The 16,871-nt window shown below is 44.5% G+C and carries 17 protein-coding genes and 1 rRNA gene; all 18 read left to right on the top strand.

What is annotated here, in order from left to right; translation table 11 throughout:
* Positions 1-81: 81 nt before the first annotated feature.
* The gene (gene ftsH, locus A7K50_RS07015; RefSeq protein WP_119775193.1) at positions 82-1,974 is read left to right on the top strand and encodes an ATP-dependent zinc metalloprotease FtsH; all 1,893 of its coding nucleotides are present in this window, start codon (positions 82-84) and stop codon (positions 1,972-1,974) included.
* Positions 1,975-2,043: 69 nt separating this feature from the next.
* Positions 2,044-2,493, top strand: coding sequence for a nucleoside-diphosphate kinase (gene ndk / locus A7K50_RS07010; protein ID WP_020492249.1), 450 nt, complete (start codon positions 2,044-2,046; stop codon positions 2,491-2,493).
* Positions 2,494-2,579: 86 nt separating this feature from the next.
* Positions 2,580-3,293, top strand: coding sequence for a DUF881 domain-containing protein (locus A7K50_RS07005; protein WP_020492248.1), 714 nt, complete (start codon positions 2,580-2,582; stop codon positions 3,291-3,293).
* Positions 3,294-3,296: 3 nt separating this feature from the next.
* Entirely contained in the window at positions 3,297-4,001 is a 705-nt protein-coding gene (locus tag A7K50_RS07000) for a DUF881 domain-containing protein (RefSeq protein ID WP_119775191.1), read from the top strand.
* A gap of 58 nt (positions 4,002-4,059) precedes the next feature.
* Entirely contained in the window at positions 4,060-5,283 is a 1,224-nt protein-coding gene (gene folP / locus A7K50_RS06995) for a dihydropteroate synthase (protein ID WP_119775189.1), read from the top strand.
* Positions 5,270-5,665 carry a dihydroneopterin aldolase gene (gene folB / locus A7K50_RS06990; protein ID WP_020492245.1) on the top strand — a complete coding sequence of 132 codons (396 nt, stop codon included), beginning with the start codon at positions 5,270-5,272 and terminating at the stop codon, positions 5,663-5,665. The genes folP and folB overlap by 14 nt, the downstream gene beginning before the upstream one ends.
* Positions 5,634-6,107 carry a 2-amino-4-hydroxy-6-hydroxymethyldihydropteridine diphosphokinase gene (folK, locus tag A7K50_RS06985; protein WP_119775187.1) on the top strand — a complete coding sequence of 158 codons (474 nt, stop codon included), beginning with the start codon at positions 5,634-5,636 and terminating at the stop codon, positions 6,105-6,107. The genes folB and folK overlap by 32 nt, the downstream gene beginning before the upstream one ends.
* 218 nt (positions 6,108-6,325) lie before the next feature.
* Complete coding sequence (locus A7K50_RS06980; protein WP_119775185.1) at positions 6,326-7,231, top strand: DUF2520 domain-containing protein; 906 nt, start codon at positions 6,326-6,328, stop codon at positions 7,229-7,231.
* Positions 7,228-8,091, top strand: a complete 864-nt coding sequence (panC, locus tag A7K50_RS06975) for a pantoate--beta-alanine ligase (protein WP_119775183.1) — start codon at positions 7,228-7,230, stop codon at positions 8,089-8,091. Before A7K50_RS06980 ends, panC begins: the two co-directional genes overlap by 4 nt.
* A 5-nt stretch (positions 8,092-8,096) precedes the next feature.
* The gene (gene panD / locus A7K50_RS06970) at positions 8,097-8,480 is read left to right on the top strand and encodes an aspartate 1-decarboxylase (RefSeq protein ID WP_026156448.1); all 384 of its coding nucleotides are present in this window, start codon (positions 8,097-8,099) and stop codon (positions 8,478-8,480) included.
* A 62-nt stretch (positions 8,481-8,542) separates the two neighbouring features.
* On the top strand, positions 8,543-9,463 hold the full coding sequence (nadA, locus tag A7K50_RS06965) for a quinolinate synthase NadA (RefSeq protein WP_119775181.1): 921 nt from the start codon (positions 8,543-8,545) through the stop codon (positions 9,461-9,463).
* A 32-nt stretch (positions 9,464-9,495) separates the two neighbouring features.
* Complete coding sequence (gene nadB, locus A7K50_RS06960; protein ID WP_119775179.1) at positions 9,496-11,109, top strand: L-aspartate oxidase; 1,614 nt, start codon at positions 9,496-9,498, stop codon at positions 11,107-11,109.
* Complete coding sequence (nadC, locus tag A7K50_RS06955) at positions 11,087-11,965, top strand: carboxylating nicotinate-nucleotide diphosphorylase (protein ID WP_119775178.1); 879 nt, start codon at positions 11,087-11,089, stop codon at positions 11,963-11,965. The genes nadB and nadC overlap by 23 nt, the downstream gene beginning before the upstream one ends.
* Before the next feature lie 35 nt (positions 11,966-12,000).
* Positions 12,001-12,768, top strand: coding sequence for a type III pantothenate kinase (locus A7K50_RS06950; protein WP_119775176.1), 768 nt, complete (start codon positions 12,001-12,003; stop codon positions 12,766-12,768).
* A 21-nt stretch (positions 12,769-12,789) separates the two neighbouring features.
* A complete protein-coding gene (gene dusB / locus A7K50_RS06945) occupies positions 12,790-13,767 on the top strand; it encodes a tRNA dihydrouridine synthase DusB (RefSeq protein ID WP_020492236.1) in 978 nt (325 codons plus the stop codon).
* 186 nt (positions 13,768-13,953) lie between these two features.
* The gene (gene greA / locus A7K50_RS06940; protein WP_020492235.1) at positions 13,954-14,424 is read left to right on the top strand and encodes a transcription elongation factor GreA; all 471 of its coding nucleotides are present in this window, start codon (positions 13,954-13,956) and stop codon (positions 14,422-14,424) included.
* Positions 14,425-14,601: 177 nt separating this feature from the next.
* Entirely contained in the window at positions 14,602-16,071 is a 1,470-nt protein-coding gene (lysS, locus tag A7K50_RS06935; RefSeq protein ID WP_119775174.1) for a lysine--tRNA ligase, read from the top strand.
* A 389-nt stretch (positions 16,072-16,460) separates the two neighbouring features.
* A 16S ribosomal RNA gene (locus A7K50_RS06930) occupies positions 16,461-16,871 on the top strand; the annotation flags it as partial.

Raw genomic sequence — 16,871 nt, 5'->3', positions numbered from 1 at the left:
TCTCATAGTTTTCAAACGTTTCGAATGCTGTACTTTAAGTATTAATAATATGTTTCTCATCAACGAGAGGAGGATCTCCGATTGAAAATACTAAAAAATGTCGCAATCTATTTGTTGATTATTCTTCTTGCGGTTTTGCTTATTAAATGGGCAAATCCTCCTGAAGAAAAGGATACCAGTCTAAAATATAATGCTTTTAAGCAGGCGATTGCTTCGGGCGGCGTCAGTGATGTTTCCGTTCAGGTCAATGATAAATATTACGTCTATACCGTTACCATGAAAGACAGCAAGGTCTACGAAGTCGCCGGTCCCTCGGGAGATCAAACACTTCTGGATCAGATGGAAAAACAAAATATCAACCTTACATTTGAGCCTCCGGCCACTGTGCCGTGGTGGGTTTCTGTCCTGCCGACGCTTCTGATGTTCTTGTTTATTTTTGGGCTGTTCTTCTATATGATGCAGCAAACCCAAGGCGGCGGAGGCAAAGTCATGCAATTTGGCAAAAGCAGGGCGCGGTTGGTAACGGATGAACACAAGTATACGTTTAAAGATGTTGCAGGCGCAGATGAAGTTAAGGAAGAATTGGAAGAAATTGTAGAGTTCCTGAAATCACCGAAAAAATTTAATGAGATTGGAGCCAAGATTCCGAAAGGCGTACTCCTTTTTGGCCCTCCCGGAACCGGAAAAACCTTGCTGGCGAAAGCCATTTCCGGAGAAGCCGGAGTTCCATTCTTCAGTATCAGCGGTTCCGATTTTGTGGAAATGTTTGTCGGTGTTGGAGCCTCAAGGGTGAGGGATCTTTTTGAACAGGCCAAAAAGAATTCCCCCTGTATTGTTTTTATCGATGAAATTGATGCTGTGGGACGTCAGCGCGGTGCCGGCTTAGGTGGTGGCCATGATGAGCGTGAGCAGACCCTAAATCAGCTTCTGGTCGAAATGGATGGATTTAACGGTAACGAAGGTGTTATCATCATTGCTGCGACCAACCGTTCGGATATCCTGGATCCCGCCCTTCTCCGTCCCGGACGTTTTGACAGACAGATTGTCGTTACTCTTCCGGATATCAAAGGAAGAGAGGAAATTTTGAAGGTACATGTCAACGGTAAACCGTTAGCTTCAGATGTTAACCTTGAAGTATTAGCACGCAGAACTCCCGGTTTTACAGGGGCCGATCTAGCCAATCTGGTCAATGAGGCTGCTTTGCTTTCAGCCCGGCGCAATGAGAAGAAAGTCAATATGAAGACGCTGGAAGATTCGATTGAAAGAGTTATTGCTGGTCCGGAAAAGAAAAGCCGGGTAATCAGTGATTTTGAAAAGAAACTGGTTTCTTACCATGAAGCCGGCCATGCGCTTCTGGGAGAATACCTTCCGCATACCGATCCTCTGCACAAGGTATCGATCATTCCAAGAGGCCGGGCAGGAGGCTATACCCTGTTGCTGCCGAAAGAGGACCGCAACTATATGACGAAGTCCCAGCTGCTTGACCAGGTCACCATGCTTTTGGGCGGCAGAGTAGCCGAAGCTCTGGTTTTGCATGAGATCAGTACTGGCGCCTCCAACGACCTGGAACGTGCGACTGGCATCGTAAGAAAAATGATTACCGAACTTGGGATGTCGGAAGAGCTCGGACCGGTAACGTTCGGTCACAAAGAAGAACAGGTCTTCCTGGGACGTGATATTGCGCGTGACCGTAATTACAGTGAATCTGTAGCCCAGGCGATTGATCATGAGGTGCGCCGTATCATTGATGAATCTTATCAGAAAGCGCAGGATATCATTTCAGAGAAAATTGAGACTCTGCATGCAATTGCCGAGGCTCTGATGGTGAATGAAACGCTGGAGGCAGACTCTTTCCAGGATATCATTGCCAAATATGACGAGTCACGCATAGGTGATTCTTATGACACACCTTTGTCCGCTGACAGTAGCAGTGCAGAAAATAATAAATCAAAAGAAGAAAATGAAAACGCCTAAGTATTTGTGCCATGGTCATCAGCTCATCTGAGCTTAAATAACAATCAAAGACGTTTAAGGAGGATTCCCGTGGAAAGAACTTTTCTTATGCTTAAGCCGGACGCCATTCAAAGAGGTCTGGTTGGTGAAGTGATTGGCAGATTTGAAAAAAAAGGTTTTAAGCTTATTGGCTTAAAATTGATCCAAGTAGACAGGGAGTTGGCGGAAGAACATTATAAAGAACATAAGGGCAAAGGTTTTTTTGAACCTACCGTTCAGTATATTATGTCTGCTCCAGTCGTGGCGATGGTTTGGGGAGGAAAGAATGTCGTTGCTATGGCTAGAGAAATGATGGGCGCGACCAATCCTGCAAATGCCAATCCTGGTTCCATCAGGGGTGCCTATGCAATGGACATCAGCAGAAACGTCATCCACGGCTCAGATTCTGTGGAAAGTGCCGAAAGGGAAATTTCCTTGTACTTCAAACCGGCAGAGATTCTTCATTATGCAAAAGCCGGTGAAGATTGGCTAAGTGAGTAAATACAAGGACACCCATTTGGGTGTCCTTTTTACAGTGTATAGAAAGTATAAGTATCAAATGTCGGAATAGGCCGGGGTGAATTCAGATGCAAGACAAAAAGTTAATGGCACGGTTGATGATCAGCGTTGGTATGCTGCTGATCGGTGTTTTTATCGTTATAGTCATTAAGTCCTATATGACGGGTCAGAATGCTTCCTCTCAGGAGGTCAATCTTCCGAGTCTTCTTCAGTTGGAAATGGAAAATGAACAACTGGCCGGTGAAAACGACAAGCTTTTGGCAGAGCTGACGAAATATCAAGCCGGAGCAAGTGCTGAGGCCCTGGCCTCTGAACAATTGGAGCAGGCCAAGATCAGTTCCGGGCTTGTGGCGCTAAGCGGTCCGGGCATCATTATTGTCCTGGACGATTCTGATCGAGACCGGAGTACCGGTAATGTGAACGATGGGAACTATTACATTCATGAGGAGTATTTGCGGGCAATCGTCAATGCGTTATGGAACGGCGGAGCAGAGGCCGTTGCGATTAATGATCAGCGGATTACGTCAAAAACGGAAATATTTTGCAGCGGTTCGTATATTCAAATCAACGGCACGAGACAGATGCCACCTTATAATATTGTTGCAATCGGCAGTCAGAGTGATCTCAAATCTGCCCTGCAGTTCTATATGTGGGATATTCTGGGTGATTATCAAAAACAATTTGGAATTACACGTGAACCAATCTATCCAAAAGAACCTGTTACCGTACCTGCGGCCAAACAGTATACTTATAAGTATGCACAGCCTGTCAAGGAGGGTTAAGCGTTGATAAACAAACATGTTATAACGGTTGCGACCATTGCCTCCGTAGCGATTGGCTTTTTAATTTCCCTTCAGTTTCAGGCGCAAAGGGAAATGGACAGTGCAAAAAAAATCCAGCAGCAGAGGGTCGAGCAAACCGATACGGTAATGAAAACCTTGCAGGATGAAAATGATTCCCTGCAGGAAGAGTACAATCGAATATCAGCAGAATTAGAAAAATATAAGAATAAAAAGAGTGAGAATCCCTATCTTACGGCAAGACTCGATCAGCTTAAAATTGCTGACGGGACCATCACAGTTTCCGGGCCGGGTGTCAAAATGATTGTCAAGGACAGCGGTTCGGATACGGATGCGGTGATCCCGCTGAGTACAGATGAACTGCGTGAGATTGTGAATGTCTTGCGGTTGGCAGGAGCAGAAGCAATCAGTATCAATAGTCAACGGATTGTCGCATCGACTTCGATTGTCCTCAGTGGAACAGCGACGATCCTGGTCAATTCTGTTCCGATTAGCAGGATTGGCGGAACTACGTATGAAATTCTGGCCATAGGAGATCAGGAGGTTCTTGTCGACTATTTAACGAATATGGTCGCGATCGACCTGAAACAATTTGGAAGAAAAGTTGATATAACCCGAGAAACAGTGACAGTTCCATCCTATAAAGGGAGTTATTCACTTAAATATGCTATTATGGCTGAAGCGGAATAACCTGATGACAGGTGAAGGTTCTGAATTGGAGATACAGAGTTAAATATGAAGACGAGGAATGATAAGTTTGAAGGCGTACAATATGCGATGGCTCAAAATAGATAGCCTATTGCAGGCTGAAAAAGCTCTCAGCCAGGTTGGCGTTGACCTTGGCGCCCTTCAACATATGAATGGCAAGGCTTTAACCAAACCGATCAAGCTGGAGAATGTACCAGCTCCGGTGGCATTGATTCTGAAACAGGAAATGCTCTCCTTCGGTGGGGATGCAGCTGTCCATAAAGATTTGCTCGACAGTGGAGCACCGGAAAGCGATGTATTTCTTCTTGGTAACTATAAGCAGTTAAACAGACTAGCGGATAAACTTAGCTCAATGTCCCCAGAGTGCCAGTATCTTGCCGAGTCCCTCCGTGAAATGTTGGTCTATTTAGATACACCTCCGGCCGGAGTGATCGATTGCAGGGGAAAAATTCTTGAGTGGGGAAGAAAGACCCTGATCATGGGAATCCTGAATGTTACACCGGATTCTTTTTCCGATGGCGGAAAATTTGATAACATCGAGAATGCTTTAAAACAGGCCGAAAAAATGGTTGCAGACGGTGCCGATATGCTTGATATCGGCGGCGAGTCCACTCGCCCTGGATATGGGGGCGTCAGCGCCGAAGAAGAGTGGTCCAGACTTGAACCGGTACTTAAAGCACTTATACCGATCTGTCCGGTTCCGATATCGATTGATACTCAAAAAGCAGCTGTTGCCGCTAAGGCCTTGCAGTTAGACGCCCATATCATTAATGATATCTGGGGCCTACAAAAAGACCCTGATATGGTGGGCGTTATCGCAGAATATAAAGCCCCGGTAGTGATTATGCATAACCAGGACCATACAGAATATAAGAATATGATGGGTGAAATACTGTCATTCCTGGAACGGAGCATTGAAATGGCACTTGGCTGCGGATTGACGCGGAATCAAATTATTGTCGATCCGGGGATTGGGTTTGGTAAAACCCCGAAACAGAATATGGAAGTCTTAAGCCGGTTGGATGAACTTAAATCGTTAGGGTGTCCTCTTCTTCTGGGTGTATCCCGCAAATCTGTGATTGGCAAGACTCTGAACCTTCCGGTGGACCAAAGACTGGAACCGACGATTGCCCTGGGGACACTTGGAATTGCTGCAGGCGCAGATATCCTGCGTGTGCATGACGTCCCCGAGAATAAAAAAGCTGCGCTGATGGCTGACTTGATTATACGCCGGCAAAGAGGAGAAGATTATGAAGGAAAATGATGTCATCCGCCTGCGAGGGATAGAGCTTTATGCTTACCATGGTGTGATGGAGGAGGAACGGATTCTCGGCCAAAGATTTGTTATTGACGTGGACATCTTCTTGAAGAAGCCGGTTAACATGCAGGACAGTTTAGCTGAGACGGTGAATTATGCCGAAGTCTATCAAGTGGTCAGGCATTGTGTCGTTGATCAGCGTTATCAGCTGATTGAAACACTTGCCGAAAAAATAGCCTTGGAAATTACAAATGGATTTTCCTGTTCAGGTGTCCGGGTAGAGGTACATAAGCCAAATGCCCCGGTTCCCGGAATTCTTAAGGATATATCGGTAGAGATCATACGGGAGAAAAAAGATGAGAGCATTCTTAAGTTTGGGGAGCAATGAAGGAGACCGCAAGGAATATTTGGATCGGGCACTCGATATGTTGATGAACACTCCAGGAATCATGGTTAAGCGTATTTCCAGCCTCTATGATACTGAACCCTGGGGCAATGTCGACCAGTCACCTTTCCTGAATATGGTCATTGGCATTGAAACGGAGCTGGATCCTTATGAACTGCTTGAAGTCTGCCAGCAAATTGAAACATCACTAGGAAGAAAACGACTGATTCATTGGGGGTCCCGCACGATTGATATCGATATTCTTTCCTACCAGGATTATGTGATCCAGACTGAAAAACTGACAATTCCGCATCCCTTCATGGAACAAAGAGAGTTTGTACTGGCTCCGCTAAGAGAAATAGCACCGGACTATATTCTGCAGTCAGGAAGAGTAATCGGAACGGTTCAAGGCGAAGGACTTGTTAAAAAATGTACGAAACTATAGATATTTTTCTTTATCATTTTTCTAATTTATCATATACTGAAGTATAAGCTGCAGATGATATCCACAATTGGAATTGTACCACGGCAGCTCTGCTGTTTTTTAAGACAGATTGGATCGTGCATCAACCGCTTGGATTATTACTACTGGGACGGTGAAGGCAGGGTAATTGTTGAATTCGTTTATAACAATACACCTTCACCATGTGAGGTGTATTTTTGTTGTCAGCAAATACGATAAAATTTGGAATCATCGGAACTGGCGTGGTCGGGACATCTCTGGCGATTCTGTTAGAAAAGGCAGGGCTGCGGTGTGTCGGAGTCCATACCCGGAGCAAAAAGTCATATGAGTATTTTTGTAGATACTTGCCAAAAGAGCAACTCGGATTGAAACAGCTTGTGATGGAGTCGGATCTGGTTTTTATTACGACTCAGGATTGCTACATTGAAGAAACGGCAGCCAGACTTTCTCAGGAAAGGGACATTAAACCAGGTCAAATCTGGATTCACTGCTCAGGGTCTTTGCCTTCGGGGGTCATGTGTCAGAATCCTATGCTGCCTGTCGCCTACCTGTCTCTGCATCCGCTGCAGGCCTTTGCAAATATTGATACCGCGGTTTCTGTCATGAAGGGAACCTATTTTAGCATCGAGGGCAGCAGCCCGGAGGCTGAGAATCAGGGAGAAAACCTGGTTGCTTTATTAGCTGGAATCCCGCTTAAAATTAATCCCTCGAAAAAAAGTCTCTATCATGCCGGAGCGGTTGTCGTCTCAAACTATCTTGTTTCGCTGGTCCTGTTGGCAGTCAAACTATTTGAGCAGGCCGGAATAGAGCGTAAAGAGGCCCTGGCTGCCTTACTTCCACTGTTAGCCGGATCCTGTCGGAATATCGGCAAACTGGGACTTCCTGGGGCGCTTACGGGGCCAATCGCTAGGGGAGATGCCCAAGTTGTCGCAAGACATCTTCAAAGCATGCCTGAAGAAATTAGGACAGTCTATAGAGAGCTTGGAAAGCTGGCTTTGGAATTGGGATTAGAAAAAAAACTGTTGGATAGGGCATCCTATCGCCCGGAAGATTTAAACGCCCTGGAAGAACTTTTGAAAGACTTAGGAGAGGAAACAAAGCAATGATTATAGCCGGAAAAATAGCTGAAACAAGAGAAAAAATAGCATCAGCCAAACAGCAGGGAAAAACTGTTGTTCTTGTACCTACGATGGGCTTCTTGCATGAGGGCCATCTGTCCATGGTCAAGATAGCCAGAAATCAGGATCCAAATCACAAAAGAACCTATATTGTGATGAGTATATTTGTTAATCCGTTACAGTTTGGCCCGAATGAGGATTACGAGAAATATCCGCGTGATCTTGCCAGGGATTCAGGACTCGCCGAACAGGCAGGCGTGGACCTGTTGTTTGCTCCTTCGGTCACGGAAATGTATCCGGACGGAAAAAGCCTTACGGCAGTTCAGGTATCCCAGATCACTGAGGTTCTCTGCGGAGCCAGCCGTCCCGGGCACTTTGAGGGAGTAGCAACTGTCGTGACAAAACTTTTTAATATTATTCAGCCTGATGAAGCCTATTTTGGCTTAAAAGATTACCAGCAGGTTGCTGCCATCAAACAAATGACAAAAGATTTAAATAGCCCTGTCAAAATTGTGGCCTTCCCGACAGTTCGAGAAAGCGATGGACTTGCCAAGAGCTCCAGAAATGCTTATTTGAGCAGCGAAGACCGGCAGCAAGCCTCAGTGCTGTTTCGTTCATTGCAGGAAGCTGCGGCATTAATCTCTGAGGGTGAGACCTGCGCTGAAGTCGTCAGAGAAAAGATCAGACAGAGAATAAGCAGTGAATCAAACGGGAAAATTGATTATGTAGAAATCAGGGAAGCGGACGATCTTGCAGATGTCGATAGTATTGACAGTTCTGTTGTGATTGCTCTTGCCGTTCGTTTTGGGACAACGCGCTTGATTGATAATATTGTCGTGGAGGTGTGAGAAAAATGTTCAGAAATATGATGAAATCAAAGATTCATAAAGCCAGAGTTACTGAGGCCAACCTGAATTATGTGGGAAGCATAACGATAGACCGCAGTCTGATGGAACAGGCTGATATTTTGGAAAACGAGAAAGTTCAGGTTGTTAATCTAAATAATGGAGCCAGGCTGGAGACGTATGTGATCCCAGGAGAAGCGAATTCCGGAATGATCTGTCTAAACGGAGCAGCAGCCAGGCTGGTTCAGGTCGGGGATCAGGTAATTATTATTTCCTATGGGCTGTTTTCCGATGAGGAAAGCAAAGGATATACTCCAAAAGTTGTTTTTGTCGATGAAAAAAACCAGTCGGTTAGGATTGACGGGGTTGAAGTGCACGGCGTACAGGCTTGACACATGATATGTCGAAGAATAGAATTAGAAAAAGGTCTATGAGCGAAAGGAGAGGCTGATAAATGGATAATGGTGAAGGCAAAGATCAGCTGATCAATGACATAAATGCTCTGCGCAAGCAAAGAAAAGCAGTAATTCTTGCCCATTATTACCAGCCAGGGGACATTCAGGATATTGCGGATTTTGTCGGAGATTCACTTCAGCTTGCTCAGCAGGCTGCCTGGACAGATGCCGCTGTCATTGTATTTTGCGGAGTTCATTTTATGGCCGAAAGTGCGGCAATCCTATCCCCGGAGAAAATTGTCCTGCTACCGGACACTTCAGCAGGCTGTCCGATGGCAGATATGGTCGAAGCAGACCGGCTTAGAGAGGCAAAGACCAAACTGCCTGGCGTTAAAGTGGTCTGTTATGTTAACTCATCCGCAGAGGTGAAAGCCGAAAGCGATATTTGCTGCACATCATCCAATGCTGAGAAAATTATTCAATCTCTTGAAAACGAGGAGATCCTTTTCGTGCCTGACGGCAACCTCGGCGGATATGTTGCAGCCAAAGCGAATAGAAAGATTAACTTGTGGCCTGGTTTTTGTCCGACGCATCACAGGCTCGCCAGGGAAGATATCTTAAAGGCGAGGGAGGAACATCAAGGAGCAAAAGTTCTGGTTCATCCTGAATGCCGCGAGGAAGTCTGGCGGGAAGCCGATTATGTTGGCTCTACTGCCGGGATTATTAAGTATGCAGAGAATTCGACGGATACCGAATTTATTATTGGAACGGAATGTGGCATTTTGCATGAACTTGCTAAACGCTGTCCCGGGAAACAATTTTATATGGCTTCAGCACATATGATCTGCCCGAATATGAAAAAGATCAGCTTGCAAAAGGTCAAGGATGCACTTTCAAACATGGTGCCGGTCGTTACTGTGTCAAAAGAAATCAGAGAGAAGGCGGTCTGCGCGCTGGAAAGAATGCTGGCCGTCCAATAATGAACATATAACATTGAGGATGAGTAAGAGATATGAATGAGAATGACTATCTGATTCCCTGGGACAAGGATAAGCTTGAGATCTTTCAGACCGAAGTGCTTATTCTCGGAAGCGGAATTGCGGGATTGTTTGCAGCAATCAAACTTTGTCCCAAATATGAAGTAACCGTTCTGACCAAGAAAGATGTGATGGCAAGCAACACTGAGCATGCTCAGGGAGGTATTGCCGTTGCTCTTAATGAGGATGACTCTCCTGAATTTCACTATGGCGATACCATTAAAGCCGGAGCAGGGTTATGTAACCTGAAAGCAGTCAAGATCCTGGCTGAGAAAGGGCCGGAGTGTGTCGGTAAGCTGATTGATTTTGGCACCAAATTTGATGAAAGTAATAATAAACTGGATTTTACGCGGGAAGCTGCTCACAGCAAAAGCAGGGTGCTGCATGCTCACGGTGATGCTACCGGCGGAGAAATAGAACGTGCCCTGGTAGAAGTTGTGCATTCCAGCCCAATTACCGTTAAAGAAAACTATTATTTAATCGATTTTGTAAAAAATAGTAAAGCAGAGGTCTGTGGAGCTCTGGTGCTTAACAATATGACCTTGGCAATGGAAGTATGGCTGGCTAAAGCCGTTATCCTGGCTACAGGCGGTGCAGGTCAGATGTATAAGCATACGACCAATCCTGCGGTTGCGACAGGAGACGGGATAGCTGCTGCTTATCGGGCAGGAGCCGAACTTATGGATATGGAATTTATTCAATTCCATCCTACAGCCCTGCTGCTGCCGGGAGCACCCAATTTTTTAATTTCGGAGGCAGCCAGAGGAGAGGGAGCTGTACTGGTAAACTCACGCGGAGAACGTTTTATGGAGGGTGTCCCCGGTAAAGAGCTTGCTCCGAGGGATGTTGTGTCAAGGGAGATCTGGAAGCAGATGCAGACAGGACAGGTCTATCTTGATTTCAGCCCGATGGGACACTCAAAAGTCGAACAAAGGTTTCCGGGAATTTATAAAACTTGTCTGAATTATGGCGTTGATATTTCTACAGATCCTGTACCGGTCGGCCCTGCTGCGCATTACTTAATGGGCGGAGTCCGTATCAATGAATTTGGTGAAACGAATTTGCCAAATCTTTTTGCTTGCGGTGAATGTGCCTGTAATGGCGTTCATGGTGCCAACAGGCTTGCCAGCAACTCCTTGTTGGATGGATTAGTATTTGCTTCAACCATTTCTGATACAATCAATCAGAAAATTAGTGAAATGCCCAAACCGGAAGATGTTTTGCCGTATGAAGGCTGCCCCGGTGAATGTGATGTTCGGGATTCCGCTGCAGACCCGGCTGCTCTGAAAGAAGAACTGCAGAATATTTTATGGGATAAAGTCGGAATCATTCGGGATGAAGAACATTTACGGCAGGCCCAGGCGGAATTAAATCAATTGATGGAACGGTTTAACCCCCATTCTGACGTGCCGGAACTTGAGCTTGGCAATATGCTTGCGATTGGAATGGTGATTATCAAGGCTGCTTTGGCACGTGAAGAAAGCAGAGGGGGCCATTTCCGACGGGATTTTCCGACTACAGAGGAACCCTGGCAAAAGCATTCTGTCTATATGAAGGGGGATCATCATGTTCGCTACGTTTCAATATGAAGAATTGATTGAACAAGCATTAAAAGAAGATATCGGTACCGGAGATCTCAGTACGCTGATCTTTCCTGAAGGTTACCAGAGTGAAGCCAGAATCTATGCCAAAGCGCATGGCATTGTCTGCGGCCTTTTTATTGCTGAGATGACCTTTAAGAAGATAGATCCGTGCCTAGATGTTCAGATGCAGGTTAAAGATGGAGACTGTATTAGGCCGGGGACTCTGGTCATGAAAATCAATGGTTCACTGGCAGGAATTCTTCAAGCTGAAAGAACCGTACTTAATTTCATTCAGCATCTTTCAGGGATATCCAGTATTACAAGAAGATTTGTTGAACTTGTATCTGATTTAGGCGTTAAGGTCACAGATACGCGCAAAACGATGCCGGGTATGAGAAACCTGCAGAAATACGCTGTCAGGGTCGGCGGAGGAACGAACCACCGTTTTGGTTTGTATGATGCCGTTATGCTTAAGGATAATCATCTGGACGCAATCGGAAATCTGGCTGAGGCTGTTCAAAAAATCAAAACAAAAGTTGGCCATATGGTTAAAATAGAGGTTGAATGTGAAACACTGGAACAGGTACGGGAGGCCGTTCTGAGCGGTGTTGACGTGATTATGCTCGATAATATGTCCCTGCAGGATATGAAAACAGCGGTTCAGTATATTAACCACCGGGTTGTCGTAGAGGCGTCCGGAGGAGTTAGGGAAGACACAGTGCGTCAAATTGCCGAGACAGGCGTTGACATTATTTCGGTAGGCAGGCTTACGCATTCGGTCGAAGCGATTGATTTTTCGATGGTTGTTGATGATTTCAAGCCATCTATTCAGAAGCACCTTCATTCTGCTGAAAAAATATAAGCGAGTACTTATCCGGTTCTAAAGGAGACGGTACAATGATTTTGGTCATCGATATTGGGAATACGAATATTGTACTTGGTGTTTACCAAGACAGTGAGCTTATTTATTACTGGAGAATTTCCACGGATAAAAACAATACATCGGACGAATATGCATCGACAATTAAAAATTTATTTAGTTTTCACGATTTGTCTTTCAGCAATATATCCGGAGCTATTATTTCTTCGGTTGTACCGCCTGTGACGCCTGCACTGGAACAGATGATCAAAAAGTATTTCAGCGTAATCCCGATTATTGTTGGCCCGGGCGTGAAGACGGGCATTTCCATTAATATTGATAATCCCAGGGAGCTCGGTGCAGACAGGATTGTCAACGCTGTTGCTGCCTATACCAAGTATGGCGGGCCATTAGTTATTGTCGATTTTGGTACGGCAACAACTTTTTGCGCCGTCAGTGAAAAGGGAGAGTACTTAGGGGGGGCGATTGCACCTGGAATCGGGATTTCCACTGAGGCACTCTACCAAAAAGCTTCAAAATTGCCTAGAGTAGAGATTATTAAGACCAAAAACGTCATCGGCAAAAATACAGTCAACGGTATGCAAGCGGGAATATATCATGGATTTTGCGGACAGATTGACCGTATTGTCGAACTGATGAAAAAAGAACTTGGCGGAAAAATTAAAGTCATTGCAACCGGTGGTCTGGCTGAACTGATTTTCGGGGATTCCAAAATGATTGATCTTATTGATCCTTTTTTGACGTTGGAAGGGCTTTTGTATATTTATGAAAGAAATTTGCGGTAAGTTGTATACATTGAGGTAAAAATGAAATTAGGGAAGTATCATTTGTCAGATAAGCCTGTTTTTATGGCCCCGATGGCAGGGATAACGGATAAGGCCTTCCGGGAAATCATCCGGCTTACAGGAGGTAAATACGTCATAACGGAAATGATCAGCGATAAAGCACTGCTGCATCATAATGCCAAGACATTTAAAATGCTTGATCTTAAAGGAGAAGAAGGACCTCGAATTGTTCAGCTTTTTGGATCCGAGCCTGTCCCCATGGCCAGAGCAGCTGAGATAGCTGAAACATATGGAGCTGATGTTATAGACATTAATATGGGATGTCCGACACCAAAGATTGTGAAAAACGGTGAAGGGGCATCCCTTCTTCGAAACATTCCGTTAGCGATAGAAATTGTCTCCGAAGTTGTAAAGGCTGTGAAGGTTCCTGTTACCGTTAAAATCCGCTTGGGATGGGATCGTTCCAGTATTGTTGCGCTTGAACTGGCGCCAATGTTAGAGCAGGCAGGAGTAAGCATGCTCACAGTTCATGCCCGGACCAGAGAACAATATTATTCCGGCAAGGCTAACTGGGAGTGGATCCGTAAAATTAAAACAAGAATTGGCATACCTGTGATTGGGAATGGGGATATTCTGTCTCCGGAAGATGCGCTGAAAATGATCCAGCTTACCGGATGTGACGGAGTCATGATAGCGAGGGGAGCTTTAGGAAATCCGTGGCTAATTGGCAGATCCCAATATTATCTTGATACGGAAACACTTCCACAGGAACCAGGCAACAGAGAAAAACTTAGAATACTTATTCAGCATTTTGAAAAGATCATTGAATATAAAGGTGAAAGAATCGGCGTACAGGAGGTCCGCAAACACGCTTCCTGGTATATTAAGGGTATGAAGAAAGCAGCAGAGTACCGGAACCAGATCATGAAAATCAAAAGTTACCAGGAAATGAAGACACTATTTTTAGGCATTTATTCAATGGAATGCCCGGACCATTAATTGGGCTATCAAAATATTAAGTAAATTTGCTTGACAATAAAATGGAGGTTCCTTATAATTACGAGTATTAAAAAGCTAGGAAGAGATTTACAGTGTATATTTTATTTTACTTGTGTATATAATGTCTCACATAAAAGGATTCAAAGAAAAATTACCTCATGAGGAAAAGAGGGAGGGGTATTTTTTATGCCCGAAAAAGAAGTCATTTTAACACTTGATGGTCTGAAAAAACTGGAAGAAGAACTGGAAATTCTAAAGACGCAAAGAAGAAGAGAAGTTGCTGAAAGGATTAAACAAGCCATTGAGTTTGGAGATATATCCGAAAACTCAGAATATGAAGATGCAAAAAACGAACAGGCTTTTATCGAAGGCAGGATCATTACCCTCGAGAAAATGCTGAGAAATGCCAGAGTCATTGACGACAATGATGAAAAAGATCATGTTGCCGTAGGAAGTACAGTGCTGTTGAAAGATGTTGAATACGGGGACGAAGAGGAGTATACCATCGTCGGCTCGGCAGAGGCAGATCCGGCAGTCAATAAGATTTCCAACGAATCACCGGTTGGCAAAGCTGTTCTTGGACAAATCAAAGGCAGCGTTGTTGAGGTTAATGTTCCGGCAGGGATGCTTCGTTATGAAATTGTAGATATTCGCTAGTTTATTATCTGCTTTCTATCAGAATTTGTTTAATGGTTCATTTCAACAAAATGAAGCTGAATTTTAGCCCGTAATACTGCGTGATGGTGTTACGGGCTGGATAGCGTTTACAGGGTACTAGTTGGATAGCGTTATTTGGTATAATATCGTATTAAACAGATGTTGGGGGAAAAAACGATGGAAAATCTGGATATTAATGAACTAATGCGTATTCGTTTGGACAAGCTGGAGAATCTGAGGGCGAAAGGGATTGAACCCTATGCAGACCATTACGTGAGAACTCATTTATCACAGGACATTATCGAGAATTTTGATGAGCTGGAAGGGCAGGATGTCAGCGCAGCTGGAAGAATTATGTCCAAAAGAGATCAAGGGAAAGTTCTTTTCGTGCACATTCAAGACCTTCAGGGGAAAATCCAGATTTATATCCAGGTTGATGCGTTTGGCGAAGAAATGTTTGACACGATAAAGACGTTTGATATTGGTGATATTATCGGCGTCCGCGGCAGCGTTTTTCGTACCAAAAGAGGCGAGATTTCGATAAAGGCTAAGGATATTATATTGCTGTCAAAATCCCTGAGACCGCTGCCAGAAAAATTTCATGGGCTTACCAACGTTGATATTCGTTACCGTCAGCGTTATCTTGATTTGGTCATGAATGGAGAAGTGAAGGAAACATTTATCACCAGAAATAAAATTATCAGAACAATGCGTGAGTATTTGGAAGAGAAAGGATTCCTGGAGGTTGAGACGCCTACGCTGCTTCCAATCGCAGGCGGTGCAACTGCAAAGCCTTTCATCACGCATCATAACGCGCTTGATATGCAGTTATACATGAGGATAGCTCTGGAACTTCCGCTTAAAAGGCTGATTGTGGGCGGTTTCGAAAAGGTATTTGAAATTGGCCGTAATTTTCGGAATGAAGGAATTTCGATTAAGCATAACCCTGAATTTACCATGATGGAACTATATCAGGCCTATGCAAATTATGAAGATATTATGAACCTTACAGAGGATATGATCGTTTATATTGTTGAGAAAGTTCTCCATACCCAGGAAATTACTTATCAGGGTGAGAAGATCAATTTTGCGAAGCCCTGGCGCCGCTTGCCAATGCTTGACGCAGTTAAAGAGTATGCCGGAATAGATTTTACCAAAATTGAAACCGATGAAGAAGCCAGAAAAGTTGCCATGGAGAAAGGGCTGCAAATTAATGCACTGGAAACCAAGGGCAAAATCATCAATGAGGTTTTTGAAGAATTTGTTGAACCAAAACTTATCCAACCAACTTTTATCATCGGTCATCCTGTAGAAATTTCTCCTCTCGCAAAAAGGAATGCAGTAAATCCTGAGTATACGGACAGGTTTGAGGTATTTATTTATGGTAGAGAGGCAGGAAATGCATTTTCGGAGTTAAATGATCCTATTGATCAGAGAGGAAGATTCGAAAAACAGGTTCTGGAAAGAGAAAAGGGCGATGATGAGGCGCACATGATGGATGAAGACTTTCTTCAAGCGCTTGAATATGGACTTCCGCCCACAGGCGGACTTGGTATTGGGATCGACAGGCTCGTAATGCTTCTGACAGACTCAGCCTCTATCAGGGACGTTATCTTATTCCCTACCATGAAATCCAGAGAAGATTAATAAAAAATGAATATTTAATTAAGAAAATGATTATCCTTTAGATATTCGTAGAATTTTGCAGAAAAAACGAAGCATTCTTGACCTAGTGATGTTTAAACTGGAATAAAGATGCTTGAAAGGTACTGACAACTTTGTTATTATAACTAAGCGCTCGGGACACAACGAGCCAAAAGAATCAAGGTCATTGGTCGCTCCCGGACATTCATGTCCTCCGCGACGAAGACATAGGAAGTTCAAATTCTGATGCCATCCATGGCGAATTTGAACTTAGGGGCATCCATGCTCCGCAAAGGTCATTGAAAACTGAACAACAAGAATGAAATAAAAAGCTAGACTCGTCAATGAAATTTGGTAAACAAACGAGCTTGAATCAAGCTCCGTAAATAGTTTTTATGGAGAGTTTGATCCTGGCTCAGGACGAACGCTGGCGGCGTGCCTAACACATGCAAGTCGAACGGTCCGGTATCCAACACCGAGCGCTTCAAAGGAATTTTGAGGAGCCTGCGAGTGCGCGAACGAAGAGAGCGCACCACACTTTTAAAAAGTGCCAACACAGGCGGAGCAAAATGGGAGTGGAGAAATCGGTGTTGGGTATTGGATAGTGGCGAACGGGTGAGTAACGCGTGGGTAACCTGCCCTTAAGACCGGGACAACAGCTGGAAACGGCTGCTAATACCGGATGTATTGTCTGAGAGGCATCTCTTGGAGAAGAAAGCTGGCCTCTGAAAATGCTAGCGCTTAGGGATGGACCCGCGTCTGATTAGCTAGTTGGTGGGGTAAAGGCCTACCAAGGCGACGAT

Origin of the sequence: Dehalobacter sp. MCB1, from assembly GCF_003590275.1 — a bacterium.
Lineage (GTDB): Bacteria > Bacillota > Desulfitobacteriia > Desulfitobacteriales > Syntrophobotulaceae > Dehalobacter.
The sequence above is the reverse complement of the archived record's forward strand: the minus strand, read 5'-3'. Positions and strand labels throughout refer to the sequence as shown.

Bases quoted from the DNA above. Each gene is read 5' to 3' on its own strand.
- folK (WP_119775187.1), top strand. From the start codon at position 5,634: ATGAGAGCATTCTTAAGTTTGGGGAGCAATGAAGGAGACCGCAAGGAA.
- A7K50_RS06950 (WP_119775176.1), top strand. From the start codon at position 12,001: ATGATTTTGGTCATCGATATTGGGAATACGAATATTGTACTTGGTGTT.
- nadA (WP_119775181.1), top strand. From the start codon at position 8,543: ATGGATAATGGTGAAGGCAAAGATCAGCTGATCAATGACATAAATGCT.
- folP (WP_119775189.1), top strand. From the start codon at position 4,060: ATGATAAGTTTGAAGGCGTACAATATGCGATGGCTCAAAATAGATAGC.
- lysS (WP_119775174.1), top strand. From the start codon at position 14,602: ATGGAAAATCTGGATATTAATGAACTAATGCGTATTCGTTTGGACAAG.
- nadC (WP_119775178.1), top strand. From the start codon at position 11,087: ATGTTCGCTACGTTTCAATATGAAGAATTGATTGAACAAGCATTAAAA.
- nadB (WP_119775179.1), top strand. From the start codon at position 9,496: ATGAATGAGAATGACTATCTGATTCCCTGGGACAAGGATAAGCTTGAG.
- panD (WP_026156448.1), top strand. From the start codon at position 8,097: ATGTTCAGAAATATGATGAAATCAAAGATTCATAAAGCCAGAGTTACT.
- dusB (WP_020492236.1), top strand. From the start codon at position 12,790: ATGAAATTAGGGAAGTATCATTTGTCAGATAAGCCTGTTTTTATGGCC.
- A7K50_RS07005 (WP_020492248.1), top strand. From the start codon at position 2,580: ATGCAAGACAAAAAGTTAATGGCACGGTTGATGATCAGCGTTGGTATG.
- greA (WP_020492235.1), top strand. From the start codon at position 13,954: ATGCCCGAAAAAGAAGTCATTTTAACACTTGATGGTCTGAAAAAACTG.
- panC (WP_119775183.1), top strand. From the start codon at position 7,228: ATGATTATAGCCGGAAAAATAGCTGAAACAAGAGAAAAAATAGCATCA.
- folB (WP_020492245.1), top strand. From the start codon at position 5,270: ATGAAGGAAAATGATGTCATCCGCCTGCGAGGGATAGAGCTTTATGCT.